This window comes from Pseudomonas sp. Pseusp10, assembly GCF_059492225.1.
The window spans coordinates 4887041-4913644 of sequence record NZ_CP168528.1 but is presented as its reverse complement, the minus strand read 5'-3'; the positions used below and the strand labels follow the sequence as shown (position 1 = coordinate 4913644).

19 protein-coding genes are annotated in these 26604 nt (G+C 60.2%); 12 read left to right on the top strand and 7 right to left on the bottom strand.

Features of this window, described 5'->3' with window-relative positions:
- Positions 1 to 35: 35 nt before the first annotated feature.
- Positions 36 to 1829 carry an ABC transporter transmembrane domain-containing protein gene (locus tag ACEN8Z_RS22340; RefSeq protein ID WP_495598178.1) on the top strand — a complete coding sequence of 598 codons (1794 nt, stop codon included), beginning with the start codon at positions 36 to 38 and terminating at the stop codon, positions 1827 to 1829.
- A 307-nt stretch (positions 1830 to 2136) separates the two neighbouring features.
- On the opposite strand, the gene ACEN8Z_RS22335 is transcribed toward ACEN8Z_RS22340, so the two are convergent.
- Positions 2137 to 4065 carry a transglycosylase SLT domain-containing protein gene (locus ACEN8Z_RS22335; RefSeq protein ID WP_495595698.1) on the bottom strand — a complete coding sequence of 643 codons (1929 nt, stop codon included), beginning with the start codon at positions 4063 to 4065 and terminating at the stop codon, positions 2137 to 2139.
- Between the two features lie 213 nt (positions 4066 to 4278).
- On the opposite strand from ACEN8Z_RS22335, the gene ACEN8Z_RS22330 reads away from it, so the two are divergent.
- The gene (locus ACEN8Z_RS22330) at positions 4279 to 6198 is read left to right on the top strand and encodes an ATP-binding cassette domain-containing protein (protein ID WP_495595697.1); all 1920 of its coding nucleotides are present in this window, start codon (positions 4279 to 4281) and stop codon (positions 6196 to 6198) included.
- A gap of 191 nt (positions 6199 to 6389) precedes the next feature.
- On the opposite strand, the gene ACEN8Z_RS22325 is transcribed toward ACEN8Z_RS22330, so the two are convergent.
- On the bottom strand, positions 6390 to 6830 hold the full coding sequence (locus tag ACEN8Z_RS22325) for a universal stress protein (protein ID WP_495595696.1): 441 nt from the start codon (positions 6828 to 6830) through the stop codon (positions 6390 to 6392).
- 104 nt (positions 6831 to 6934) lie between these two features.
- Here ACEN8Z_RS22325 and ACEN8Z_RS22320 point away from each other — a divergent pair, with 104 nt between their 5' ends.
- The 7 genes from ACEN8Z_RS22320 to ACEN8Z_RS22290 all read left to right on the top strand — a co-directional run bounded on the left by ACEN8Z_RS22320 (position 6935) and on the right by ACEN8Z_RS22290 (position 15521).
- A complete protein-coding gene (locus tag ACEN8Z_RS22320; protein ID WP_007994703.1) occupies positions 6935 to 7372 on the top strand; it encodes a hypothetical protein in 438 nt (145 codons plus the stop codon).
- 616 nt (positions 7373 to 7988) lie between these two features.
- A complete protein-coding gene (gene fadB / locus ACEN8Z_RS22315; protein WP_007986359.1) occupies positions 7989 to 10136 on the top strand; it encodes a fatty acid oxidation complex subunit alpha FadB in 2148 nt (715 codons plus the stop codon).
- Between the two features lie 29 nt (positions 10137 to 10165).
- Positions 10166 to 11341, top strand: a complete 1176-nt coding sequence (fadA, locus tag ACEN8Z_RS22310) for an acetyl-CoA C-acyltransferase FadA (RefSeq protein ID WP_007986361.1) — start codon at positions 10166 to 10168, stop codon at positions 11339 to 11341.
- A 98-nt stretch (positions 11342 to 11439) separates the two neighbouring features.
- On the top strand, positions 11440 to 11676 hold the full coding sequence (locus ACEN8Z_RS22305) for a DUF1653 domain-containing protein (protein WP_007986363.1): 237 nt from the start codon (positions 11440 to 11442) through the stop codon (positions 11674 to 11676).
- Between the two features lie 114 nt (positions 11677 to 11790).
- Complete coding sequence (topA, locus tag ACEN8Z_RS22300) at positions 11791 to 14424, top strand: type I DNA topoisomerase (protein WP_116261698.1); 2634 nt, start codon at positions 11791 to 11793, stop codon at positions 14422 to 14424.
- 244 nt (positions 14425 to 14668) lie between these two features.
- The gene (locus tag ACEN8Z_RS22295; protein WP_442101007.1) at positions 14669 to 15193 is read left to right on the top strand and encodes a DUF6586 family protein; all 525 of its coding nucleotides are present in this window, start codon (positions 14669 to 14671) and stop codon (positions 15191 to 15193) included.
- 94 nt (positions 15194 to 15287) lie between these two features.
- Positions 15288 to 15521: a hypothetical protein gene (locus tag ACEN8Z_RS22290; RefSeq protein ID WP_046041430.1), complete on the top strand. Its 234-nt coding sequence runs from the start codon at positions 15288 to 15290 to the stop codon at positions 15519 to 15521.
- A 93-nt stretch (positions 15522 to 15614) separates the two neighbouring features.
- Here the strand turns inward: ACEN8Z_RS22290 and sulA are convergent, their stop codons facing one another.
- Entirely contained in the window at positions 15615 to 16091 is a 477-nt protein-coding gene (gene sulA / locus ACEN8Z_RS22285; protein WP_007991406.1) for an SOS-induced cell division inhibitor SulA, read from the bottom strand.
- Positions 16092 to 16101: 10 nt separating this feature from the next.
- The gene (gene lexA / locus ACEN8Z_RS22280) at positions 16102 to 16710 is read right to left on the bottom strand and encodes a transcriptional repressor LexA (protein WP_007995278.1); all 609 of its coding nucleotides are present in this window, start codon (positions 16708 to 16710) and stop codon (positions 16102 to 16104) included.
- A 229-nt stretch (positions 16711 to 16939) separates the two neighbouring features.
- Here lexA and ACEN8Z_RS22275 point away from each other — a divergent pair, with 229 nt between their 5' ends.
- The 3 genes from ACEN8Z_RS22275 (at position 16940) to ACEN8Z_RS22265 (ending at position 19566) form a co-directional block, all read left to right on the top strand.
- Complete coding sequence (locus ACEN8Z_RS22275; RefSeq protein WP_095965241.1) at positions 16940 to 17647, top strand: TetR/AcrR family transcriptional regulator; 708 nt, start codon at positions 16940 to 16942, stop codon at positions 17645 to 17647.
- A gap of 158 nt (positions 17648 to 17805) precedes the next feature.
- Positions 17806 to 18816, top strand: a complete 1011-nt coding sequence (gene nagZ, locus ACEN8Z_RS22270) for a beta-N-acetylhexosaminidase (protein WP_495595695.1) — start codon at positions 17806 to 17808, stop codon at positions 18814 to 18816.
- A gap of 12 nt (positions 18817 to 18828) precedes the next feature.
- The gene (locus ACEN8Z_RS22265; protein ID WP_495595694.1) at positions 18829 to 19566 is read left to right on the top strand and encodes an S-methyl-5'-thioinosine phosphorylase; all 738 of its coding nucleotides are present in this window, start codon (positions 18829 to 18831) and stop codon (positions 19564 to 19566) included.
- Positions 19567 to 19706: 140 nt separating this feature from the next.
- Here ACEN8Z_RS22265 and ACEN8Z_RS22260 read toward each other — a convergent pair whose 3' ends face one another.
- The 3 genes from ACEN8Z_RS22260 to mfd are packed head-to-tail and all read right to left on the bottom strand — an operon-like array spanning position 19707 to position 26450.
- A complete protein-coding gene (locus ACEN8Z_RS22260; RefSeq protein WP_495595693.1) occupies positions 19707 to 22400 on the bottom strand; it encodes an SNF2-related protein in 2694 nt (897 codons plus the stop codon).
- Between the two features lie 11 nt (positions 22401 to 22411).
- A complete protein-coding gene (locus tag ACEN8Z_RS22255) occupies positions 22412 to 22990 on the bottom strand; it encodes a CsiV family protein (RefSeq protein WP_495595692.1) in 579 nt (192 codons plus the stop codon).
- A 10-nt stretch (positions 22991 to 23000) separates the two neighbouring features.
- Entirely contained in the window at positions 23001 to 26450 is a 3450-nt protein-coding gene (gene mfd / locus ACEN8Z_RS22250; protein WP_442101013.1) for a transcription-repair coupling factor, read from the bottom strand.
- Positions 26451 to 26604 lie beyond the last annotated feature (154 nt).

Sequence of the window (26604 nt, the reverse complement as noted above, 5' to 3'; positions counted from 1 at the left end):
GGTGTAGGCTGACCCTATTGACTGCTTTGTACTGGATGATTGCGATGCTCTCTGCCCGTCACCGTCGTGCTGCTCGCCTGGCCAGTCGTTTCATCGCGCCCTATCGCTGGCAGGCCTTTGGCGCTTTGCTGGCGTTGATCGTCACCGCTGGCATCACCTTGTCGATGGGGCAGGGCATCCGCCTGCTGGTGGACCAGGGGTTCATGACCCAGTCACCGCATCTGCTCAATCAGTCCATCGCTCTGTTCATGTTGCTGGTCATGGGGCTGGCCGTCGGTACGTTTGTGCGGTTTTACCTGGTGTCGTGGATCGGCGAGCGCTGCGTCGCCGATATCCGGCGTCAGGTGTTCAATCATCTGATTTACCTGCACCCGGGGTTTTACGAAGACAATCGCAGCTCCGAAATCCAGTCCCGCCTGACCGCTGACACCACGCTGCTGCAATCGGTCATCGGCTCTTCGCTGTCGTTGTTCTTGCGCAATTTATTGATGGTGATCGGCGGGATCGTCTTGTTGTTCATCACCAACCCCAAGCTCACCAGCATCGTAGTGGTTGCCTTGCCCCTGGTGATCGCGCCGATCCTGATCTTCGGTCGCCGGGTGCGTAGCCTCTCGCGCCTGAGCCAGGACCGGATTGCCGACATCGGCAGTTATGTGGCCGAAGCCCTGGGACAGATCAAGACCGTGCAGGCCTACAACCATCAGGCCCAGGACGAGCGCCGGTTTGCCGTGACCGTGGAAGAGGCATTCAATACGGCGCGCAAACGCATCTTCCAGCGGGCGTGGCTGATTACCCTGGTGATCGTGTTGGTACTGGGCGCGGTCGGGGTGATGCTCTGGGTCGGTGGCATGGACGTCATGGCCGGGCGAATTTCCACGGGCGAGCTCGCGGCGTTCGTGTTCTATAGCCTGATCGTCGGCAGTGCATTCGGCACGTTGAGCGAAGTGATTGGCGAATTGCAGCGAGCAGCCGGCGCGGCCGAACGGATTGCCGAGTTGCTGCGTTCGGAAAACATCATCCTGCCGCCGGTCACAGGCGCGGTGACTTTGCCGGAACGGGTCAACGGCCACCTGCAACTGCAAAACGTGCGTTTTTTCTATCCGTCGCGGCCGGAAAGTTATGCCGTCGATGGCTTGAGTCTGACCGTCAATGCCGGTGAAACGTTGGCGCTGGTCGGGCCATCAGGGGCCGGCAAATCCACGGTGTATGACTTGCTGCTGCGTTTTTACGACCCGGCCGAGGGGCGCATCCTGCTTGACGGCGTGCCGTTGACTCAACTCGATCCACTGGACCTGCGCCGCTGCTTTGCCCTGGTGTCGCAAACCCCGGCGCTGTTTTTCGGCAGCATTGAAGAAAACATTCGCTACGGCAACCCGAAGGCGACGTTGGCCGAGGTACAGGAAGCGGCAAAAATCGCTTACGCCCATGACTTTATCGAGGCCATGCCCAACGGTTACCAGACTCATCTGGGGGACGCTGGTCTCGGCTTGTCGGGCGGTCAGCGCCAACGCCTGGCCATCGCCCGCGCGTTGCTGGTGGACGCGCCGATCCTGCTCCTCGACGAAGCCACCAGCGCCCTCGACGCCCAGAGCGAACACCTGATCCAGCAGGCGCTGCCGAGCCTGATGAAAGACCGTACCACCCTGGTGATCGCCCATCGCCTGGCCACGGTCAAAAACGCCGACCGAATCGCCGTGATGGACCAGGGGAAACTGGTGGCGGTGGGCACGCATCAGGAACTTATCGCCAGCAATGCGCTGTATGCGCGGTTGGCGGCGTTGCAGTTCAGTGATGGGCAGAATGCCGTTTCCTACCAAATAACCAGCTAAGAAAAGCGCAATAGAACAGCTTGCGGCTTGTAGCTTAAAGCTTGCCGCTGCGCCTAATGCCAGTCAGTTAAGCAATTTCAGCCGCGACACCCTTTGTAGCAGCTGCCGAGCCCGCGAGGCTGCGTTCGGCTGCATAGCAGTCGTGAGTCCAGCTGACGCGGTCTGCCTGACGTACCGCAATGACTGATTTTACGACTGCTTCGCAGCCGAACGCCGCCTCGCGGGCTCGGCAGCTGCTACAGATCGCATTAGCGCTTGACTGATTGGCATTAGCCCGCGATGCGGGCTTTTTGCAGGTGTGTCTGAATCATTGATCGTCGAAAAACCGCTCATGCCAATCCACGATCGGCTGTGGCGAATTGAGCTTCTCACCGTAGATCACCGAGTACGACAGCACGTTTTGCACGTACTGGCGGGTTTCGTCGAACGGGATGCTTTCCACCCACACGTCGAAACTCAGGTGGTCTGCACCGCGCAGCCATTGGCGGACCCGGCCGGGGCCGGCGTTGTAGGCGGCAGAGGCGAGGACGCGGTTGCCGTTGAACTGGCTGTGCACCTGGCTCAGGTAAGCGGCGCCGAGCTGGATGTTCTTGTCCGGATCGAACAGTTGCTGTGGCGAGCTATAGGGAATGCTGAACTTGCGTGCGGTTTCCTTGGCGGTGGCGGGCATCAGTTGCATCAGGCCCGAGGCGCCGACACCGGAACGGGCGTCGTCCATGAACGCACTTTCCTGGCGGGTGATAGCGAACGCCCAGCTCGGATGCAGGCCGCGGTTCTTCGCTTCACGAACCAGGGTGTTGCGGTGAGCCATCGGGAAGCGGATATCCAGGTCGTCCCAATACTGCGCCTGACTGATGGTGCGGATCGCCGGGAAGTACCATTTCAGGTCGTAGGCCAGTTTGGCCTGGGCGACCATTTCGTCGCGGCTGAAGTGACGGCTGACGTAGTACCACTCGCGACGGCCATCGACGATCTGCCCGCGGGCGTGCAGTTCCAGGGCGCGGCGCACGCCGGGGGTGTTGCGCACCTTGTTGATGGTGGCCTGGCTGAGCACCAGCGGCTTGTTGAGCAGCGAGTAGGGTGACTGTGAGCGGTCGGCGGCGAGGAAACCATAGAAGTCGCGTTCGCGGGCCAGGCTTTTATACAGCGTCTGCGCTTCCGGGTTCTGCGGTTGCGCCAGTTCCAGGCTGCGGGCCTGCCAGTAACGCCAGCGGTTGGTGGTGGCCAGGTCCTGGGGCAGGCGACGGGTCAGTTGATAGGCATCGTCCCAGCGCGCCAGGCGCAGGAGCAGGCGCAGGCGCCATTCGGAAACCGTATTGTCGCGCAGCTCGGGGTCGTATTTGGTCATGACGTCCAGTGCACGGCTGTCGAAACGTCGTGCGAGGGTCAGGCCGATTTCCCGGGCAATTGCCACTTTTTCATCCCGGGAGAAGTGCATGCTGCTGGCGTAGCCATCGAGCAGGTCCATGGCCTTGTCCGGGTCCTGGCGAGCCAGGCGGCGCAGGCCGAGGCTGACCACGTCGGACATGGCTTCATCGGCCGGGGTGAAGCGTGACGGCTGGTTGAGCAGTTCCGGTTTCTGCGCGACGTCCACCAGCAAGCGGCCGCGAGGGGCTAGGGTGGTCATGCCGTTGACCAGGCTGTTGGCCAGCGGGTAATTGCGCGCCTGGGCGGCGAGTTTGGCGCGCTCCCAGCGTTTTTGCTCGGTCAACTGGCCTTCTGCAGCCCACATGCCGAACAGGGTGTCGCAGGCTTCGGGCTGGGATTTGCCGGTCAGCCAGAGTTTTTCCGCGTTGGCGTTACCCTCGGTCTTGAGGTTGTGGCTGAGCTGGTACTGCGCATTCAAGCAGTCCAGTTCGGTGAAGTTCATTTTCGGGTCGTAGTACTTGACGAAAGTCGCCCAGTCACCCCGATCCGCCAGCCAGCGCAACCAGCGCAGTTTCATCCAGTTGGCCTGGGGCAGGTCGCCGTGTTCGGCGAGGAATTTCTCGATTTCGGCGTTGCTCGCGGTTTTCAGGCGCGCGGTCAGTTCGTCATAGGCCAGGTACGGTTCCAGCGGATAATCGGCGAGGGCCTGGCTGTAACGGAAATACGGGCCGGTATCACCCTTGGCCAGGGCGCGCTTGGCTTCATCGTAATATTGGCGTTGGGTGGACAGGTCCACCGCCTGGGCGGATTGAAACGCTGCGGCTGAAAGTAAAAAACAGGACAAAAGATTGAAAAGGCGGCTGCGCATGAGACGTCCAGGCAGAGAAAACATGACAAGTGCGGGTCAGGCCCGCACTGAATTGTCTGTAGCTTAGCCTTTTGCCAGCAGCCGGCGAAAGCTTTGCGGGTCTTCCCGCATCAGTTCGCAACATTTGTCGTGCAGAGTGCTACGAGAGTGAAATTGCCGGCCTTCTGAAGCCTCAAGTCAGGTAGAATGCGCGCCCGGTTTTTGGAGAAGCTCATGACCCTGCTCAAATTCAGCGATGTGTCCCTTGCTTTCGGCGCTATGCCGTTGTTGGACAAGGTGTCCTGGCAGATCGCCCGTGGTGAGCGGGTGTGCATCATCGGCCGCAACGGCACTGGCAAGTCCAGCATGATGAAGCTCGTCAAGGGCGACCAGAAGCCCGATGACGGCTCCGTTTGGCGCGCACCAGGGCTCAAGATCGGCGAATTGCCGCAAGAATTGCCGCTAGCCGACGAGCGGACAGTGTTCGACGTGGTGGCCGAAGGCCTGGACGGCGTCGGTGCGCTGCTCGCCGAATATCACCACCTGAGCCAGAACATCGTCACTGACGCCGATCTGGACAAACTGATGCACGTCCAGCACGACCTCGAAGCCCGCGATGGCTGGCGCTTGCAGACGCTGGTCGACAGCACCCTGAGCCGCCTGCAACTGCCGGCCGACAAGACCCTCGCCGAGTTGTCCGGCGGCTGGCGTCGTCGCGTCCTGCTGGCACAGGCCCTGGTGTCCGAGCCGGACCTGCTGCTGCTCGACGAACCGACCAACCACCTGGACATCGGTGCCATCGCCTGGCTTGAAGAAGCACTGAAGGATTTCCAGGGCGCCGTGCTGTTCATCACGCACGACCGTTCTTTCCTGCAGAACCTGGCAACCCGCATCCTCGAACTGGATCGCGGCGGCCTGATCGACTGGAACGGCGACTACGCCAGTTTCCTCGTGCACAAGGAAGCCGCGTTGGCGGCCGAAGAAACCGCCAACGCGCTGTTCGACAAGCGCCTGGCCCAGGAAGAAGTGTGGATTCGCCAGGGCATCAAGGCCCGTCGTACCCGTAACGAAGGCCGCGTACGTGCGCTCAAAGCCTTGCGTGTCGAGCGCAGCGAGCGTCGTGAACGTACTGGCAAGGCCAACATCCAGCTGGATACCGCCGACAAGTCCGGCAAGCAGGTGATGGTCCTCGAGAATGTGAGCTTCGCTCACCCGGACGGTCCGTTCCTGATCAAGGACTTCTCCATGGTGCTGCAGCGCGGCGACCGTATCGGTCTGCTCGGCGCCAACGGTACCGGCAAGACCACGTTGCTGAAGCTGATGCTCAGCGGCCTGCAACCGACCAGCGGCACAGTGGAAGAAGGCACCAGGATCGACGTCGCCTACTTCGACCAGTTGCGCCATCAACTGGATCTGGAAAAAACCGTGATCGACAACGTCGCCGAAGGTCGCGACTTCATCGATATCGACGGCCAGAGCCGCCACGTGCTGAGCTACCTCGGCGACTTCCTGTTCAGCCCGCAACGTGCCCGCACGCCGGTCAAGGCGCTGTCCGGTGGTGAGCGCGCCCGTCTGCTGCTGGCCAAGCTGTTCAGCAAGCCGGCGAACCTGCTGGTGCTCGACGAACCGACCAACGACCTCGACGTCGAAACCCTCGAGTTGCTCGAAGAGGTCTTGCTGACCTTCAACGGCACCGTACTGATGGTCAGCCACGACCGGGCATTCCTCGATAACGTGGTCACCAGCACCCTGGTCTTCGAAGGTGAAGGCAAGGTTCGCGAGTACGTCGGCGGCTACCAGGACTGGCTGCGTCAGGGCGGCTCGCCGCGCCTGCTGGGCGTGACCGAGAGCAAGTCCGGCAAGGCCGACCTGAACTCCGCGGTGGTCAAGGCTGAACCCGCACCAGTGGCGGCAGCCGTTGAAGCGCCGGTGGCGAAAAAGAAGCTCAGCTACAAATTGCAGCGCGAGCTGGAAGCGTTGCCGGGCGAGATCGAAGCCATGGAACAGCAGATCGCCGCTGTCGAGGCGCAGATGGCTGATTCAGGCTTTTACCTGCGTCCGGCTGCCGAGACGGCTGCGGTGATCGCGCAACTGGCGCAGTTGCAGGCTGAACTCGACGTGATGGTCGAGCGCTGGGCCGAGCTGGATGCCTGATTGATCCTGCAATAAAAAAGCCCGGCTTCATTCGCATGAACGCCGGGCTTTTCATATGCAATTGGGTCGATTCGATCCCCTGTAGGAGCGAGCTTGCTCGCGATGGTCGTCAACGATGACACGGGGAACCTGACACCCCGTGGCGCTCTCAGGTTCATCGCGAGCAGGCTCGCTCCTACAGGGGCGTGTTGTCAGCTTTTGTTTTGCAGGCGCACCGCCAGCACATCGCAAGGCGCGCCATGCAGCACGTCGTTGGCGGTGGAGCCCAGCAGCAGTGCCAGGCCATGCCGGCCATGGCTGCCCACCACGATCAGGTCGCAGGTTTGCTCCTTGGCCAGGTGGTGAATTTCCTGGCGTGGCTGGCCGTAGGTCAGGTGGCTGTATTCCCTGGAGAGCTCAGGATACTTGTGGATCAACCGGTCAAGGCGCTCCTTGGCCTGATCGAACTGCTGCTGTTGCAGTTGTGACAGGTCCATCGGCACGTCGCCGCCGAAGGCCATCGCCATCGGCTCGACAATGTGCACCAGTGACAATTTCGCGCCATTGCTCACCGACAGTTCGCGAGCGCGGTGGATCACAGGGTCGCACTCTTCGGTCAGATCTACAGCGACCAGAATATGGTTGTAGGGCATGAGGTGCTCCTCCTGAGGGTTGCAATATTGGTAAGTATGGCTGGTTTCAAGCGCATTGGTTCCAAAGTGACACAATGGGCTCATTCAAATTCGGGAGTACAGATATGACGGTCTGGATAGTGGTGTCAATCCTGCTGGTGGTGCTCAGCCCGCTGGCGTGGTTGCGCCCGTCGCGTGCCCAGAGTGGGCGCATCGCCCTGCGGATGGAGGCGCGGCGCATCGGCCTGGCCATGCAGCTGGCGCCTCAGGAGTGGCCGCATTGGCTCAGCCAGGAGCCGCCGAGCCCCTGCGCCCAGTACCATCGTCCGCGACGAGGCAATCAGCCGGCGTGCTGGAGTTACTGGCAAAAATCACCCGGTGTCTGGGTGAATCAATGGCAGGAAATCTGTGAGGATCCGTCGCTGCTCAATCATTTCGAAAAATTGCCAGGCAATGTCTACAAGGTTGAGGCCGACAAACAATTGATCGCCTTGTATTGGGGCGAGAAGGGCGAGGCTGAGGTTTTGCAGCAGATCGATGCAACGCTCAAAGCCCTTGCCTGAACCCCGTCCCCCTGTAGGAGCGAGCCTGCTCGCGATGAACCTGATAGCGCCGCGGGGTGCCAGGCTTCCCGCGCCATCGTTGACGTCCATCGCGAGCAGGCTCGCTCCTACAGGTGTTTTTCGCAGGCAATAAAAAGCCCGACATTCATCATCGGGCTGGAGTTGGCCAGGCAGGCCGGTAAAACGGTGTGGGCTGATCTTACGCTGGGCGTTCGCCAAAGCGTTCAACTTTTTCCCCTGGTCCCGCCAGCGTAGCTTGTTAAACACAGGCTGCAGCGAATTAGGGCGACTTTTCTAACAATTGATCCTATGAATGACTTCGCATGCTCAAACGTGTTGAAGGTCTTCGCAGTACGGATATGACCGGAAAGTCGCGTTTCAACCAGTGTTTCGGGCGATTGACAATTGTCGGAAATTCCGTGAAGGTGACGTACCCAAATCAAACGGGCGTATGAATTGAGCGTTTGTATTTCAGATCGCTCCTACAGAATCCCGACTATCGCGTTGGCGGGTGTGCCGGGGGAATGGGCGTAGCATTGACGATCAACGTCCCTGCCGAGCCATTCGCCTGCGTCCGACGTGTACTGTTCAGCTTCCATATCGTGGAGATCAGTTGATGATTTACGAAGGTAAAGCCATCACGGTTAAGGCTCTTGAAAGTGGCATCGTCGAACTGAAGTTCGACCTCAAGGGTGAGTCCGTCAACAAGTTCAACCGTCTAACCCTGAACGAACTGCGTCAGGCCGTAGACACCATCAAGGCAGATGCTTCGATCAAGGGTGTGATCGTCAGCAGTGGCAAGGACGTGTTCATCGTCGGCGCCGACATCACCGAATTTGTCGACAACTTCAAGCTGCCGGATGCAGAGCTTGTTGCTGGCAACCTCGAAGCCAACAAGATTTTCAGCGATTTCGAAGACCTCAACGTCCCGACTGTAGCCGCGATCAACGGCATCGCATTGGGTGGCGGTCTGGAAATGTGCCTGGCCGCGGACTACCGCGTCATGTCCACCAAGGCCAAGATCGGTCTGCCGGAAGTCAAATTGGGCATCTACCCGGGCTTCGGCGGTACTGTTCGCCTGCCGCGCCTGATCGGTGCCGACAATGCCATCGAGTGGATTGCCGCCGGCAAGGAAAACCGTCCTGAAGACGCGCTGAAAGTCGGTGCTGTCGACGCAGTGGTTGCTCCGGAGAAGCTGCAAGAAGCCGCGCTGGAACTGATCAAGCGCGCCATCTCCGGCGAGTTCGACTACAAGGCCAAGCGCCAGCCGAAGCTGGAAAAGCTGAAGCTGAACGCCATCGAACAAATGATGGCTTTCGAAACCGCCAAGGGTTTCGTGGCAGGCCAGGCCGGCCCGAACTATCCGGCGCCGGTTGAAGCGATCAAGACCATCCAGAAAGCCGCGAACTTCGGTCGCGACAAGGCGCTGGAAATCGAAGCAGCCGGTTTCGTCAAGCTGGCCAAGACCTCTGCCGCGCAGAGCCTGGTCGGTCTGTTCCTAAACGATCAGGAACTGAAGAAAAAGGCCAAGGCCTACGACGAAATCGCCAAGGACGTGAAGCAGGCCGCCGTACTGGGTGCAGGCATCATGGGCGGCGGTATCGCCTATCAGTCGGCCTCCAAAGGCACGCCGATCCTGATGAAGGACATCAACGAGCACGGTATCGAGCAGGGTCTGGCCGAAGCCGCCAAACTGCTGGTTGGCCGCGTTGATAAAGGTCGCATGACCGCCGCGAAAATGGCTGAAGTGCTCAACGGCATTCGTCCGACCCTGTCCTACGGTGATTTCGGTCACGTGGACCTGGTGGTTGAAGCAGTCGTCGAGAACCCGAAGGTCAAGCAAGCCGTTCTGGCCGAAGTCGAAGACCAGGTCAAAGAGGACACCATCCTCGCGTCCAACACCTCGACCATTTCCATCACCTTGCTGGCCAAAGCCCTCAAGCGTCCGGAAAACTTCGTTGGCATGCACTTCTTCAACCCGGTGCACATGATGCCGCTGGTGGAAGTGATTCGTGGCGAGAAGTCCAGCGAGCTGGCTGTTGCCACCACCGTTGCCTACGCCAAGAAAATGGGCAAGAACCCGATCGTCGTCAACGACTGCCCGGGCTTCCTGGTCAACCGCGTCCTGTTCCCGTACTTCGGCGGTTTCGCCAAGCTGGTCAGCGCCGGTGTGGACTTCGTGCGTATCGACAAGATCATGGAAAAATTCGGCTGGCCAATGGGCCCGGCCTACCTGATGGACGTGGTCGGCATCGACACCGGTCACCACGGTCGTGATGTGATGGCTGAGGGCTTCCCGGATCGCATGAAAGACGACCGTCGTTCGGCCGTTGACGTGCTCTACGAAGCCAAGCGCCTGGGCCAGAAGAACGGCAAGGGCTTCTACGCCTACGAGACCGACAAGAAGGGCAAGCAGAAGAAAGTCGCCGACCCGTCGGTACTGGAAGTGCTCAAGCCAATCGTCTTTGAACAGCGCGAAGTCACCGACGAAGACATCATCAACTGGATGATGATCCCGCTGTGCCTGGAAACCGTGCGTTGCCTGGAAGACGGCATCGTCGAAACCGCTGCCGAAGCCGACATGGGTCTGGTCTACGGTATTGGTTTCCCTCCATTCCGTGGCGGTGCGCTGCGCTACATCGATTCGATCGGTGTGGCAGAGTTCGTTGCCCTGGCTGACCAGTACGCTGATTTGGGCGCGCTGTACCACCCGACCGCGAAGCTGCGCGAAATGGCCAAGAACGGCCAGAGCTTCTTCGGTTAAGCGCCCCCAACTAGAGTGAGAGTGAACTTATGAGCTTGAATCCTAGAGACGTCGTGATTGTCGACTTCGGTCGTACTCCGATGGGCCGCTCCAAGGGCGGCATGCACCGCAACACCCGCGCCGAAGACATGTCGGCGCACCTGATCAGCAAATTGCTGGAACGCAACGTCAAGGTCGACCCGAACGAAGTCGAAGACGTGATCTGGGGCTGTGTGAACCAGACCCTGGAGCAGGGCTGGAACATCGCACGCATGGCGTCGCTGATGACCCAGATCCCGCACACTTCGGCCGGCCAGACCGTCAGCCGTCTGTGTGGCTCGTCCATGAGCGCTCTGCACACTGCTGCGCAAGCGATCATGACCGGCAATGGTGACGTCTTCGTCGTTGGCGGCGTCGAGCATATGGGCCACGTGAGCATGATGCACGGTGTCGATCCGAACCCGCACATGTCGCTGTATGCGGCGAAAGCCTCGGGCATGATGGGTCTGACCGCGGAAATGCTGGGCAAGATGCACGGCATTACCCGCGAGCAACAGGACGCTTTCGGCGTGCGCTCCCACCAACTCGCCCACAAGGCGACCGTGGAGGGCAAGTTCAAAGACGAAATCATCCCGATGCAGGGCTACGACGAGAACGGTTTCCTGAAAACCTTCGACTACGACGAAACCATTCGTCCGGAAACCACCCTGGAAAGCCTGGCGGCTCTGAAGCCGGCGTTCAATCCGAAGGGCGGCACCGTGACCGCCGGTACTTCGTCGCAGATCACCGATGGTGCCTCGTGCATGATCGTGATGTCGGCGCAGCGTGCACAGGACCTGGGCATCCAGCCTATGGCGGTGATTCGCTCGATGGCAGTGGCAGGTGTGGATCCGGCAATCATGGGCTATGGTCCAGTACCGGCCACACAAAAAGCACTGAAGCGCGCGGGTCTGGGTATCTCCGACATCGACTTCTTCGAGCTCAACGAAGCTTTCGCCGCACAGGCCCTGCCGGTGCTGAAAGATCTGAAAGTGCTCGACAAGATGAACGAGAAGGTTAACCTGCATGGCGGCGCGATCGCCCTGGGCCACCCGTTCGGTTGCTCCGGTGCGCGTATCTCCGGCACTTTGCTCAATGTAATGAAGCAGAATGGCGGTACCTTCGGGGTAGCCACCATGTGCATTGGTCTCGGCCAAGGCATCTCCACCGTCTTCGAACGCGTTTAAGCGTCTCGTTGATGGAAGCCGGGGCCAAGTGCCCCGGTTTTTGTTTTTCCGGATTTATTTTGTTTTTATTTTGAAAGAATTTCAGTGAGGGCCAAAGCATGCCGATACAACCTGGGCTCTACCAACATTACAAAGGTCCGCAGTACCGCGTATTCAGTGTTGCGCGGCATTCGGAAACCGAAGAAGAAGTGGTCTTCTATCAAGCCCTGTATGGCGATTACGGCTTTTGGGTGCGTCCCTTGAGCATGTTCCTGGAGTCCGTCGAGGTTGACGGCGAACAGGTGCCACGCTTCGCTTTGGTGCAGGCCGAAGAAAGCCTTTTTACCAAGCCATAAGCTGAGTTCGCGCAATACCCTGCGCTTGACCTCACCTTGTTGCCACTATATATAGCGGTGCCGCGTCAGGCGCCAATCGCCTTTCACTTCTCGAATTCAGGAATTTTCTGATCCATGGGCAAATCGCTGGTCATTGTGGAATCCCCGGCTAAGGCCAAGACCATCAACAAGTATTTGGGCAACGAATACGTGGTGAAGTCGAGTATCGGCCATATCCGAGACCTGCCCACCAGCGGTTCGGCTAGCGCCAGCAAAGAGCCAGCCGCCAAGCGCGGCAAGGCTGCTGCGGGTGAAGCGCCGGCACTGTCGCCGAAAGAAAAAGCGCGCAAGCAGCTGGTCGCGCGCATGGGTGTCGATCCGGATCATGGCTGGAAAGCCAAGTACGAGATCCTCCCGGGCAAGGAAAAAGTCATCGAAGAGCTGCGCCGGCTCGCCAAGGATGCTGACACCATCTATCTCGCAACCGACTTGGACCGCGAGGGGGAAGCCATTGCCTGGCACCTGCGCGAAGCCATCGGTGGTGACGACAGCCGCTACAAGCGCGTGGTGTTCAACGAAATCACCAAGAAGGCGATTCAGGAAGCCTTCTCCCAGCCGGGCGAGCTGGATATCGACCGCGTCAACGCCCAGCAGGCACGTCGCTTCCTCGACCGCGTGGTGGGCTACATGGTTTCGCCGCTGCTGTGGGCCAAGATCGCTCGTGGTTTGTCCGCCGGTCGCGTGCAGTCGGTTGCCGTGAAGCTGGTGGTCGAGCGCGAACGTGAAATCCGCGCGTTCATCCCGGAAGAGTACTGGGAAGTTCATGCCGACCTCGGCACTGCAAAAGGCGCGACCGTGCGTTTCGATGTGGCCCGCGAGAAAGGCGAAGCCTTCAAGCCGCTCAACGAAGCCCAGGCCATGGCTGCGCTGGAGAAGCTCAAGTCTTCCAGCTACAGCATCGTCAAGCGCGAAGACAAGCCGACCAGCAGCAAGCCGTCGGCACCGTTCATCACCTCCACCCTGCAACAGGCCGCAAGCAATCGCCTGGGCTTTGGTGTGAAGAAAACCATGATGATGGCCCAGCGTTTGTACGAAGCCGGCTACATCACCTACATGCGTACCGACTCCACCAACCTCTCGGTGGATGCCGTGGCGATGGCGCGTACCTATATTGAAGGCGAGTTCGGCAAGAAGTACCTGCCGGAAACCCCGAACGTCTACAGCAGCAAGGAAGGCGCACAAGAGGCTCACGAAGCGATTCGTCCGTCCGACGCCAATACCGAGCCAAGCAAGCTGTCGGGCATGGAGCGTGACGCTGAGCGCCTCTACGAGCTGATCTGGCGCCAGTTCCTCGCTTGCCAGATGCTGCCGGCGCAATACCTGTCGACCACGGTCACTGTGGGCGCCGGCGACTTCGAGCTGCGCGCCAAGGGCCGCATCCTGAAGTTCGACGGTTACACCCGTGTCATGCCGCAAATCGCCAAGCCAGGCGACGACGATGTGCTGCCGGACATGGCCCAGGGCGACGCGATGAAGCTGATCAAGCTTGATCCGACCCAGCACTTCACCAAGCCGCCGGCGCGTTACTCGGAAGCCAGCCTGGTCAAGGAAATGGAAAAACGCGGCATCGGTCGTCCTTCGACCTACGCGGCGATCATTTCGACCATCCAGGACCGCGGCTACGTGGCGTTGCACAACCGTCGTTTCTACTCGGAAAAGATGGGTGACATCGTCACCGAGCGTCTGGCCGAGAGTTTCTCCAACCTGATGGACTACGGCTTCACGGCGGGCATGGAAGAGCATCTCGATGATGTGGCCCAGGGTGAACGTGACTGGAAAAACGTGCTCGACGAGTTCTACGGCGACTTCAAGAAGAAACTCGAAGTGGCCGAAAGCCCGGAAAGCGGCATGCGGGCCAATCAGCCCGTCATGACTGACATTCCGTGCACCACCTGCGGGCGGCCGATGCAGATCCGTACCGCGTCGACCGGCGTGTTCCTCGGTTGCTCGGGCTACAGCCTGCCGCCGAAAGAGCGCTGCAAGGCCACCGTCAACCTGGTGCCGGGCGACGAAATCGCTGCGGACGATGAGGGTGAATCGGAGTCGCTGGTGTTGCGTGGCAAGCATCGCTGCCCGATCTGCAGCACGGCGATGGATGCCTACCTGCTCGATGAGAAGCGCAAGTTGCACATCTGCGGTAACAACCCGGATTGCGATGGCTACGAAATCGAAGAGGGCACTTATCGCATCAAGGGTTATGAAGGTCCGAGCCTGGAGTGCGACAAGTGTGGTAGCGAGATGCAACTCAAGACTGGCCGTTTCGGCAAGTTCTTCGGTTGCACCAATGCCACCTGCAAGAACACCCGCAAACTGCTGAAGAGCGGTGATGCGGCACCACCGAAGATGGATCCGGTGAAGATGCCTGAGCTGAAGTGCGAAAAGGTCAACGACACCTACATTCTGCGCGACGGTGCATCCGGCCTGTTCCTGGCGGCCAGCCAGTTCCCGAAAAACCGCGAGACTCGTGCTCCGCTGGTGATGGAAATCATCCCGCACAAGGACGAGATCGATCCGAAGTATCACTTCCTCTGTGAAGCGCCGAAGAAAGATCCGGATGGTCTGCCAGCAGTGATCCGTTACAGCCGCAAGACCAAGGAACAGTACGTGCAGACCGAAGTCGACGGTAAGCCGACTGGCTGGAAAGCGTTCTATGACGGCGGCAAGTGGACAGTTGAAGACAAGCGCCCGGCGAAGACCGCCAAGGCTTGAAACTGTAGGAGCGAGCCTGCTCGCGAAAAACGTCTAGTTTACGCGGGCATTCAGACAGCCCGCGTTATCGTTGACGTCCATCGTCGGAACGCCGCCCGGAGCAAGCTCGCTCCTACAAAAGGCCGCATGGGAACCTTCGGGTTTTCATGCGGCCTTTGTTGTTTTGGGCTTGCGGTCGGATCGGATGATCCACGACACTGTCCAACCTGCATGAAGCAATTATTTCGTTGTGGAGGCTGCCGTCATGGCCCACGAACTGTATACCCGCACCAATCAGAAGATTTATTTCGCCGGCTTGTCGCTCGAAGCGCTGGCCCGCACTGAAGAGGGGCGGGCGATGAATTCGCTGGCGCTGATCCAGGCCGGACGCGAATCCGCGCTGTTTCACCTGTACGGCGCGCTGTTGGGCCTGTGTCACGAAATCGCCGGTTTCTATCGCTTGCCTCAGGCCAATGCACCCCGTGCGGAGCTGTTGCTGACTCGCGAAGTGCTGGAAACTATCGCCATTCCGGAAATGGCTGAGCTGGTCGAGCTGGCCAATAACCCGGAGACCTGGCTGGCCAAGCTGTTGGCTGCCTATGCTGCGTTGTTTCAGCCGCCGCGCGCGCCCCACAAGCCAAAAGGGGACGTGACCCAGCCACTGATTCAGGCTGTCAATCTGGATGAAGAAGAGGCACCGGAAGAGCTGAGTCGGGAAGAGCTGGAGAGCTGGCGTCAGAACCTGAAAGGATTGGCGATCCGGTTTCGTGAAGGGTTGAACGAGTGCTGACACAAGCCGCTGGGTAATGACATCTGGTCAAGATCCCAAGCGAAGCCCGAGCGATGCCTATATAATCCCCGCCTTTCGTGGAGAACAGTCCTTTATGCCAACGTCCTTTCTAGAAATTGTCGAGTTACCAGACGGCCGTATCGAGCTGCGCAGGGCCGAGGACGAAGGTTCTCTGGTTACTTTGGATTTCTCCGAGGACGCCAAGGCATTCCTGCAAGGGCAGCACGTGGAAGTCGCCAAGGCGATGTTGAGCGTGGGTGTTCAGATGGCCGGTCGCCTGGTTGAAGGCGAATTCGACAAGGAAGAGGGGTCGCGGGTTCTTCATTGATCCCCGTCTGTCGCTTTTCTTGATGTTGTTACTCATCGGCTTCTCTGCCCCTGGAGAAGCCTTGCGCGGTGAAGCACGCGTCTTGTCTGCCGGTTAACCCAGTCGAATATTCAGGCTCTGAGCGTCCCCGGTACGGGCGGCGCTGATCAGTTGTTGCCGCGATTGTGGGCTCAACGGGTTGATCCAGCTGACCACCGTGTGGCTACGACCCAGGCGCAGAGCTTCGCAGGTCAGTTGCTGGGCACTCTGGGTACCCCGTGGTTGCAGCAACAGAATGCGCTCGCGGTTGAGGCCGGCATCTCGCAGCCAGGCTTGAGTCAGGCTGGCGGGCGGCGCGATCAGTGTCAGCCAGCGTGCGTCCTGGTCCTGGCTCAACTCCCTGAGGATCGGTGCCAGAAGGCTCAGGCAGTTCCCGGCTGCACCACGCAGTGACAGCTCGCTGAAAACGTCAGGTTCGGCGCTCCAGGGGGACTCGACTACGTCTTTCAGAATCGGCGCCAATGGCTGTGCCATGAACGCTTCGAACAACGGCAGTTGGGTTTGCTGTGGTGATGTCTGCGGGAACTGCATGGTGCCTCCTTTAGCGGCGAATGACGCCGACACTCAAGCCTTCGATCACCAGTTCCTGATCTTGAAGGTTCACTTCAATAGGGGCGAACTCGGGGTTCTCGGCGATCAGCCAGACTTTGCTGCCGTCGCGCTTGAAACGCTTGACGGTCACTTCGTCGCCGATTCGCGCCACCACGATCTGGCCGTTACGGGCTTCGCGGGTGGTGTGGACCGCCAGCAGGTCGCCGTCGAAAATGCCTATGTCCTTCATGCTCATCCCATGGACGCGCAGCAGGTAGTCGGCGCGCGGATGGAAGAAGGCAGGGTTGATGTTGCAGGACTCTTCGATGTGTTGCTGCGCAAGAATCGGGGCACCGGCGGCGACCCGGCCAATGATCGGCAGGGTGGAATCGTCGGCCTTGGCTTCGAAGCCGGGGATCCGAATGCCACGGGAGGCGCCAGGCGTCATCTCGATCGCCCCCTTGCGGGCCAGTGCCTTGAGGTGTTCTTCCGCCGCATTGGGTGACTTGAAACCCAGTTCCTGAGCGATTTCCGCACGGGTGGGTGGATATCCGTTGTCTTCCAGGCAGCGTTTGATGAAGGCCAGAATCTCTGCCTGTCGTGGCGTCAGCTTTAGCATATTGATCGCTCTGTTTTTTTATACAGTGACTGGGATTATATACAGTGAGGCGGTCTTGGCAATGCTCCATTTTTCAGTCGCCGCCGGACGGTCAATCAGTCAGTGGATTGAAGCTTCGCCGTTGTGTGGTTAAATGTCTGACCGACCATTCCCGAAACGAACTGCCAGGCTTGACAAGGCACAGGCTGAAACGTATGTTTCAAACAAGTGTTTGTCAGGCGGAGTAGCCATGGCCCAGTCGGAAACCGTTGAACGCATTCTTGATGCAGCCGAGCAATTGTTCGCGGAAAAAGGTTTCGCTGAAACCTCGTTGCGTCTGATCACCAGCAAGGCGGGTGTCAACCTGGCGGCGGTGAACTATCACTTCGGTTCGAAGAAGGCGTTGATTCAAGCGGTTTTCTCGCGGTTCCTCGGGCCGTTCTGCATCAGCCTCGATAAAGAGCTGGAGCGGCGACAGGCCAAGCCTGACATCAAGCCGACACTCGAAGAGTTGCTGGAGATCCTTGTCGAGCAGGCACTGGTGGTGCAGCCGCGCAGTGGCAACGACCTGTCTATCTTCATGCGTTTGCTGGGACTGGCGTTCAGTCAGAGCCAGGGGCACTTGCGTCGTTATCTGGAAGACATGTACGGCAAGGTGTTCCGCCGCTACATGATGCTGGTCAACGAAGCGGCGCCGCGTATTCCGCCCATCGAACTGTTCTGGCGCGTGCACTTCATGTTGGGTGCGGCGGCGTTCAGCATGTCCGGTATCAAGGCCTTGCGGGCGATTGCCGAAACCGATTTCGGCGTGAACACCTCGATCGAGCAGGTCATGCGTCTGATGGTGCCGTTCCTGGCCGCCGGCATGCGCGCCGAATCCGGAGTCACCGACACGGCCATGGCCACGGCCCAGTTGCGTCCACGTAGCAAATCGACACCGGTTGCCGCCAAGGTTTGACCGCACACGGGTGGGCGCGGCAGCTGACATCCGCTAAGCTAGCCGCCCATGCCGACTCTCGTTCTGAACCCGTTTCCTATTGATATCGCCAACCTGCCGGGCACAGCGCCTGGCGGCGAATCCGTGTGGGTCGGGTTTTCTGTTATCAAGGAAATTCTATGACTGCTGGCTTGCAAGGCTCGTTGATGGTGGACGTCGCCGGTACCTGGCTGACGGCTGAAGATCGCCAATTGTTGCGCCAACCCGAAGTGGGTGGCTTGATCATCTTTGCCCGCAACATCGAGCACCCGCGTCAAGTGCGTGAGCTCAGTGCCGCGATCCGCGCCATTCGTCCTGATCTGCTGTTGGCCGTAGACCAGGAGGGTGGCCGCGTGCAGCGCCTGCGCCAGGGTTTCGTGCGCTTGCCCGCCATGCGCGCCATTGCCGACAACCCGAACGCCGAATACCTGGCCGAGCAGTGTGGCTGGATCATGGCGACCGAAGTGTTGGCCGTTGGCCTGGACCTGAGCTTCGCCCCGGTGCTCGACCTCGATTACCAGCGCAGCGCCGTGGTCGGCACCCGTTCGTTCGAAGGTGATCCCGAGCGCGCTGCCTTGCTCGCGGGTGCATTCATCCGCGGCATGAACAGCGCCGGGATGGCCGCCACCGGCAAGCATTTCCCCGGTCACGGCTGGGCCGAGGCTGATTCCCACGTCGCGATTCCCAACGACGAACGCAGCCTCGACGAGATCCGCGCCAACGACCTGGTGCCGTTTGCCAAACTGAGCAAGCAACTGGCCGCGGTCATGCCGGCCCATGTGATCTATCCGCAAGTCGACACCCAGCCGGCCGGTTTTTCCCGTCGCTGGTTGCAGGATATCTTGCGTGGCGAACTGCAATTCGACGGGGTGATTTTCAGCGATGACCTGTCCATGGCGGGCGCTCACGTGGTCGGCGATGCCGCCAGTCGAATAGAGGCGGCGCTGACTGCCGGTTGCGACATGGGGCTTGTTTGCAACGACCGTGCGGCCGCCGAGCTCGCCCTGAGCGCTGCCCAGCGTCTGAAGGTCAAGCCTTCCGAACGGATTGCGCGGATGCGCGGTCAGTCGTTTGCCAGTACCGAATACCGTCAGGACCCGCGCTGGCTCACCGCTGTCGGCGCGCTCAAAGAAGCTCAATTGATTGATTAAGGACTGTTCGTTATGACGGTTTACGCGATTATCGGTGGTACCGGCCTGACTCAGCTCGAAGGCCTGAGCATTCGTCAGTCACTGACAGTGGACACGCCTTATGGCGCACCTTCGGCCGACGTTCAGATCGGCGAGTATGCCGGCAAGGAAGTGCTGTTCCTCGCACGTCACGGTCATCCGCATCGATTTCCGCCGCATCAGGTCAACTACCGCGCCAATCTCTGGGCGCTGCAGCAGGCTGGGGCGCAAGCCATTCTGGCGGTCAACGCCGTGGGCGGCATCCATGCTGCCATGGGCACCGGGCATTTCTGTGTGCCGCATCAGTTGATCGACTACACCAGCGGTCGTGAGCACACTTACTTTGCCGATGACCTGGAACACGTCACTCATATCGACTTCAGCTACCCCTACAGCGAACCATTGCGCCAGCAACTGATTGCGGCATTGGCGGCTGAAGGTGTGGGGTATAGCAGTCATGGTGTGTATGCGTGCACCCAGGGACCACGACTGGAAACGGTTGCTGAAATCGCCCGGCTGGAGCGCGATGGTTGCGACATCGTCGGCATGACCGGTATGCCGGAAGCGGCCCTGGCCCGCGAGCTGGAACTGGATTACGCCTGTCTGGCGCTGGTGGTGAACCCGGCGGCGGGCAAGTCGACGGCGGTGATTACCATGGCCGAGATCGAGCAGGCGTTGCATGACGGCATGGGCAAGGTGAAGTCGACGCTGGCGCGGGTGCTCAAGGGCTGAGTCCCACTGGATACCGAGTTGACTTCATCGCGAGCAAGCTCGCTCCCACAGTGACCGCGTCGAACGCAAATTCTACGAACGCCACCGAACCTGTGGGAGCGAGCTTGCTCGCGATAGCGGACTAATAAGCGCCGCACATCTCAACGTTTTCCGAGATTTTCCGGCAGCGGCGCAAACAACGCCTCAATATCATCGCTCTGCAGTTTCCAGTCCCCGGCCTTGCGCCCATCCAGCACGCCTGCCGCGAGGTCGGATTTTTCCTTTTGCAGGTGCTGAATCTTTTCTTCCACCGTACCGCGCGCAATCAGCTTGTAGACAAATACCGGCTTCTCCTGACCAATGCGATACGCCCGGTCGGTCGCCTGGTTTTCCGTCGCCGGGTTCCACCACGGGTCGTAATGAATCACCGTGTCCGCTTCCGTCAGGTTCAGGCCAACGCCACCGGCTTTCAGGCTGATCAGAAAAATCTGACGTTTGCCGCTCTGGAATTCCTTCACGGGTGTGCGGCGGTCGCGGGTCTGGCCGGTCAGCAGGGCGTAGGCCACGCCGCGTTTGTTCAGTTCGTCTTCGATCAGTGACAACATTGAAGTGAACTGCGAGAACAGCAGGATCCGCCGGCCTTCCTCGAACAGTTCTTCGAGCATTTCCATCAGGCTATCGAGCTTGCCTGACGTGCTGCCGCGAGTTGGCAGGGTGGCCTCGTTGACCAGGCGCAAATCGCAGCACACCTGACGCAGCTTGAGCAGTGCTTCCAGAATGATGATCTGGCTGCGGGCTACGCCTTTGCGGGTGATCTCGTCGCGGACTTTCTTGTCCATGGCCAGGCGCATGGTTTCGTACACATCGCGTTGGGCCTCGTTGAGCTCGACCCAGTGGATGATTTCGGTTTTCGGCGGCAACTCGGTGGCCACCTGTTCCTTGGTGCGGCGCAGCAGGAAAGGTTTGATCCGGCCGTTGAGGTGCTGAAGCCTGACCTCGCTGGTGCGTTTTTCAATCGGCACGCGGTAATCGCGGTTGAAGCTTTTGACGTCGCCCAGCCAGCCGGGCAAGAGGAAGTGAAACAGCGACCATAGTTCACCGAGATGGTTTTCCAGCGGTGTGCCGCTCAGGCACAGGCGCTGCCGGGCATTGAGCTCGCGGGCAGCCTGGGCGGCCTTGCTGCCGGGGTTCTTGATGTATTGCGCTTCATCCAGCACCAGTATGTGCAAGGGCTGCGCCGCCAGGCGCTCGACATCCTTGGGTAGCAGCGCATAGGTGGTCAGGATCAGATCGTAGTCGGCCAGCTTGTCGAAGTGTTTTTTGCGACTGGCACCGTACAGCGCCAGCACTTTGAGCTGCGGCGTAAAGTGCGCCGCTTCGTCGAGCCAGTTGGGGATCAGGCTGGTCGGCATCACGACCATGCACGGCCGATCGAGGCGGCCGGCGTTTTTCTCGCTCAGAATGTGCGCCAGTGTCTGCAGGGTTTTGCCCAGGCCCATGTCGTCCGCGAGAATCCCACCCACTTCCAGCTGCCGCAGTGATTGCATCCAGCTCAAGCCTTCGAGCTGATACGGACGCAGCGTTGCATTCAGGCCGTCCGGGGCGGCGGCAGTGTGGTCCTTGATGTCGCGCAGGCGCTGGGCAAAGGTGCGGATCTGTTCGCCACCCTCCCAGAGCAGTGGCATGTCTTCCAGCGGGTTCAGGCGCGTGGCATCGGCCTTGCTCAGGCGCAGCGTGGTGTCGCCGGGCTCCTGCAGGTAGAACTCGCCGAGGGTGGCCAGCACCGGTTTCAAGCGGCCGAAGGGCAGGGCGACTTGCAGCGGGCCGTGTTCGGAGTTCGGGCGATTGGGGATGTTGACCAGGATCAACTCGTCGTCGCGGCGTCGGGCAAGACGTTCCGGGTTGAGGATTTCGGTGTGGGAGCGCATCAGGTTGAGCAGGATCGGCAACAGGCTCAGGCGTTCGCCGTTGACGATGATCCCCAGTTCCAGGTCGAACCAGTCGCGCTCTGGTGTCTGTTCGACCGTGGCGTACCAGTCGTCTACCGCTGTCAGGTCGAAACCGAAGTCCTCGTCGATCTGCAATTCCCAGCCCTGGGTGCGCAACTTCGGCAGTTCATTGAGGGTAAAGGTCAGCCAGGCGCTGTCATTGACCATCTCGAACAGCTCGCCGGCACTTTCCGGCAGGGCCTTGCTTTGCCGGGTGGCGACTTTGAAACCGAGGATTCGCAACTGTTCCCGGTAGGACTGTTCCACTTCCGGGTGGCGTTTTATCCGCAGCGTCTGGGTTTCCTGGCGAATCAGGATGTCGGCGTTTTTCTGTCCTGAAACGTACTCGTCCAGGTAACTGAAAGACAGCGCCGCACGATGCTGAATGTAGCGTTGCATTCGGCCGTTGCGCGGTTCGAACGCGCTGAACTCGATGCTGGCCAGCCACAGTCGCGGGACGGGCTGCACATTGTCCACCAGCACTTGCGGCGGGGCTTTCGGGCTGCGGTTTTCCAGGACTGCCTGGAGTTTTTCCAGGAGTTCGGCGTCTTTGGCGGCAGCGGGGTAGTCGAGGGTTTCCTGCACTTGCAGGAGCACCGCTGCGCAATGTTTGCAGTTGTTGTGGACCGGACACGAACACGTGGCGTCGACCATCAGTAGCGTGCCCTTGGCTGACTCGCGCAGGCGAATGGTCTGGCGGTAAACGTTGCTGCCAGAGCCTTCGCAAGCGGCGATGATCGTGGCGTCGCCGGCTTCAACGATCCTGACACGATTCTCCAGCGCGTAACGGCGGCCTCGCTCCAGGCTCTGTTCCTTGAATCGGCTGACCCAGGAAGGTGCCAGGGGTTTGCTCAGGGTCGCGGACATAAGGAGATCAATCAGTCCGGAATTTCATCGGGGGCTGGCCTGGGTGCAGGGGCGGTCAGCGAGGTGATCTTGATCAGCAGGCCGAGGTGGCCGTTGTCGAGGAAGTTCAACTGGCCATTCTTGGTGTGGCTTTCCTGTTTCAGGCGCTCGCTGGCGGTCACCATGCCATTGGCATCGATCTGATTGACCCAGAAATCGGCGTCGACGTCGGTAAAGCGTCCCAGTTTCATGTTCAGCGTGCCCTCGATCGGGAACTGGCCATACTGTTCCTTGCCGTCGCTGATCGCCACTTTGCTGGCGTTTTCGCCGAGAGTCTGTTGCCAGGCCTTGTGCAGCAACACTGTGTAGTCGGCGCTGCTGGTGAGTTTTTCCACCTCGCCATTCAGGCTTGGCGTACGCAGGCTGTCGGGGCTGACGGGTTGGGCGCCTGCCGCCCAGTCTTCCGGTGCGGCGCGGCTGACAATCGCCGGCACGGCGTTTTGACGGACCAGAATCATTTCGACCTGATACAGGTCATCGGCAAATGCCGTGGGTGCAACCAGCGCTGGCATCAGCAGGGACAGCAAGGTCAGTGAGCGAAACAGGCGCATGCGGCGTCCTTCAAGCAGTTTTCGGAACGAGGCGCTCAAACAGCGCCTCTATAGTATTAAAGCGCTCTTCCGGGCGCTCCATCGGAACCATGAACTTGAACATCGTGGCGCCTTCGAATTTGTAGCGTTTTGGCTGGCTCTGGATCAGTTTGATCAGGGTCAGCGGGTCGACCGGCGTCTGTGCGGCGAACTCGACGCGACCGCCTTGCGGACCGCCATCGACTTTCTTGATGCCCAGTTGCTCGGCCTGCAATTTCAATGCAGTGATGCGGATCAGGTTCTTGGTCGGTTCCGGCAACAGGCCAAAACGGTCGATCATCTCCACCTGCAAATCCTTGAGGCCGTCCTCATCGGTGGCCGAGGCAATGCGTTTGTAGAGAATCAGGCGGGCATGGACATCCGGCAGGTAGTCCTCAGGGATCAACGCCGGTACCCGCAAGTTGACTTCCGGACCGCCGCCGAGCGGTTGATCGAGGTTCGGCTGCTCGCCCTTGCGGATCGACTTCACCGCGCGTTCGAGCATTTCCATGTACAGCGTGAAGCCGACAGCCTGGATCTGCCCGCTCTGACCGTCACCGAGCAGTTCGCCGGCGCCACGGATTTCCAGGTCGTTGGTGGCAAGCACGAAGCCTGCGCCGAGGTCCTGGGTGTTGGCAATCGCTTCCAGGCGCTTTTCCGCGTCCGGGGTGATTTGCTGGCGCGGTGGCGTCAGCAGGTAGGCGTAAGCCTGGTGGTGGCTGCGTCCGACCCGGCCGCGCAGCTGGTGCAGCTGTGCCAGGCCGAATTTGTCGGCGCGCTCGATGATGATGGTGTTGGCGCTCGGTACGTCGATGCCGGTCTCGATGATGGTCGAGGCGATCAGCACATTGAAGCGCTTGTGGTAGAAGTCGCTCATCACCTGTTCAAGTTCACGTTCGCGCATCTGCCCGTGACCGATGCCGATCCGTGCTTCCGGTACCAGTTCGGCGAGGTCGGCGGCGCATTTCTCGATGGTCTTCACGTCGTTGTGCAGGTAATAGACCTGGCCGCCACGCAGCAGCTCACGCAGCAAGGCCTCTTTGACCGTGCTCTTGTTCTGCTCCATGACGAAGGTGCGTACCGACAGGCGACGGGCTGGTGGCGTGGCGATGATCGACAGGTCGCGCATGCCCGACACCGCCATGTTCAGCGTGCGCGGAATCGGCGTGGCGGTCAGGGTCAGGATGTCGACTTCGCTGCGCAGGGCCTTGAGCTGTTCTTTCTGGCGCACACCGAAACGGTGTTCCTCGTCGATGATCACCAGCCCGAGGTTTTTGATCTTCACGTCGTCCTGCAGCAGCTTGTGCGTGCCGATGACGATGTCGATCTTGCCTTCGGCCAGGTCCGCGACCGCCGCATTCACTTCCTTGGCCGATTTGAAACGGCTCATCACTTCCACGGTCACCGGCCAGTCGGCGAAACGGTCGCGGAAGCTGTTGTAGTGCTGCTGGGCGAGCAGGGTGGTTGGCACCAGAATCGCCACCTGGCGACCGCCATGCACCGCGATGAATGCGGCGCGCATCGCCACTTCGGTCTTGCCGAAGCCGACGTCGCCGCACACCAGGCGATCCATCGGCTTGGGTGCAAGCATGTCTTCGCGCACCGCTTCGATGGTGGTTTGCTGGTCGGGTGTTTCTTCGAACGGGAAGCCGGCGCTGAAGGTGGCGTAGTCGGCCTTCGGATCGGCGAATGCGTAGCCTTCACGGGCGGCGCGGCGAGCATAGATGTCGAGCAACTCGGCGGCCACGTCACGCACCTGTTCGGCGGCCTTGCGCTTGGCTTTCTGCCAGGTCTCGGAGCCGAGGCGGTGCAGCGGGGCCAGGGCATCGTCGCTGCCGGTGTAGCGGGCGATCAGGTGCAGGTTGGCCACCGGCACATAAAGCTTGGCGCCTTCGGCGTATTCCAGGGCGAGGAATTCAGCGGTCTGGCTGTCGATTTCCAGGGTCGCCAGGCCGAGGTAGCGGCCGACGCCATGGTCGATGTGCACCACGGGCGCACCTTCGCGCAGCTCGGTGAGGTTCTTGATGACGGCATCGTTGTTGGCATCGGCGCGCTTTTCACGGCGACGACGCTGCATCACGCGCTGGCCGAACAGCGGGCTTTCGGCGACGAGGGCCAGGGCCGGGTCGTCGAGTAGCAAGCCTTCGTCGAGCGGGGCGATGGTGATCGCCAGGCGTTCCTTGCCGGCGACAAAGTCCGGCCAGCTGTCGACGGTTTTCGGTCGCAGCTTCAGGCGTTCCAGCAGCTCCAGCAACACTTCGCGGCGGCCTGCGGATTCGGCGGTGAACAGCACGCGACCGGGGAACTGGTCGAGGAATTCGGCCAGTGCCGCCATTGGCTGAGTGGCCTTGGCTTCGATGGCCAGGTTCGGCAGCTCCCGAGCGGGGAAGCGCTCGCGACCGCTACCGCTTTCCACGTCCTGTTGACTGGCCACCACGCGCGGCCAGTTCTTCAGGCGCGCGAAGCAGTCTTCCACCGGCAGGAACAGTTCGGCGGGCGGTAATAAAGGACGGGACGGGTCGACGCGGCGTTCTTCATAACGATTGCGCACGTCGTTCCAGAAATTTTCCGCGGCTTGCTCGATGCCTGGCAGGGAAAACACTTGCGTGTCCTGGGGCAGGTAATCGAACAGCGTCGAGGTTTCATCGAAGAACAGCGGCAGGTAGTACTCGATGCCGGCCGGCGTAATCCCGCTGCTCAAGTCCTGGAAGATCGGGCAGCGGCGGAAGTCGACGTCAAAACGCTCGCGGAAGCGCGCCTTGAAACGGGTGACCGCTTCTTTTTGCAGCGGGAATTCCCTGGCCGGCAACAGCTTGACCGAGTCGACTTTGTCGATGGAGCGCTGGTTCTCCGGGTCGAAGGTGCGCAGGGTTTCGATTTCATCGTCGAACAGGTCGATGCGATACGGCAGCTTGCTGCCCATCGGGAACAGATCGATCAGCGAGCCGCGAACAGTGAATTCGCCGTGTTCATACACCGTGTCGACGTAGCGATAGCCCGTGGCTTCGAGCCGGGTGCGCATTTGCTCGACGTCGAGCTTCTGGCCGATATCCAGCACCAGGCTGCTGCCGAGCAGGAATTTGGTCGGCGCGAGGCGATGCAGGGCGGTCGTGATCGGAACCACCAGCACGCCATGGCTCAGTTCCGGCAGCCGGTACAGGCTGGCGATGCGCTGGGAAATGATGTCCTGGTGCGGCGAGAACAGATCGTAGGGCAGGGTTTCCCAGTCGGGAAAGTGCAATACGGGCAAGTCCGGGGCGAAGAAACCCAGCTCCTGTTCCAGCCGTTCGGCACTTTGGCTGTCGGCGGTCAGTAGCAGAGTAAAGCGCTTGGCAGCGCTGGCGGCCTCGGCGATGGCCAGGCACAGGGCGGCACCGGGCAGGTTGCCCCAGTGCTGTTTACCTGCCGCGGCAGGGAGAAGCGGTAGACGCAGAACGGGCACGGAAGGTTGAGCTCCAAGCGTTGCGACAAAGTCGGTAATTGTAGCGGTCTACGATGCCGCCTGTCAGTTGCTGACTGTGTCTAAAGCGCCGGTTTGGGAAAATGTAGTGGTAAAGACAAGATTCGGCGGTTTTTTATCTGAAATTACTGAATAT